The organism is Vibrio olivae (assembly GCF_042428525.1).
GTDB classification, from domain to species: domain Bacteria; phylum Pseudomonadota; class Gammaproteobacteria; order Enterobacterales; family Vibrionaceae; genus Vibrio; species Vibrio olivae.
This window is the reverse complement of record NZ_JBHMEP010000094.1, coordinates 1-587: the sequence shown is the minus strand read 5'-3', so window position 1 is coordinate 587 and position 587 is coordinate 1. Positions and strand designations below refer to the sequence as shown.

General features: G+C 37.6%; 1 protein-coding gene. It reads right to left on the bottom strand.

All coding sequences use genetic code 11. From position 1 onward, the window contains the following. On the bottom strand, positions 1-528 hold a 528-nt coding region (locus tag ACFFUV_RS23675), incomplete at its 3' end, for a hypothetical protein (RefSeq protein WP_390198445.1). Positions 529-587 lie beyond the last annotated feature (59 nt).

Below are 587 nucleotides of genomic sequence, written 5' to 3'. Positions count from 1 at the left end.
ATCTATTAACGAACTAGTCGTTGTTGCCACTTGTCCAATTGACTTCAATGTAACATCTACACTGTTTGTGATGCTTGGTATCGCATCTTTCAGCTGAGAGGCACCTGATTTTGTTTGGTTTGCTAGATCACTTGCCTGGTTTTCTAAATTTTTCACATCTGGCAAGATATCTTGTACTTGTTGGATGATCGTCAAGCCTTGTTTTGCTTCATCGATTCCTTGATTCATTGTCTCTTGGATCGAAGCAAAATCGCCGTCGATCTCTGCTAGTTGTTTACCGGCATTTTGGATCTCTGGGATTTTTTCTTGCAAATCAAGGATGATTTTTGCTTGATCTTTCAACTCAGGCATTTTGTCATTCAATGCAACGACTTTTTCACCCATCTCATCTACTTTAGGGATATAATCCACGAATTCATTTGCTTTATTCAGTTTTTCCTTGATTTCAGGTAGTTGACTTTGTAATTCGAGGACTTGTTTTGTGTAGCCGTCGATCGTGTCCAAATTTTCATCTGTTGATAAAATCATATCTTTAACTTTATTGATACTTACTAGGTTCGTATCGATGTCGTAACCTATCTCATTGA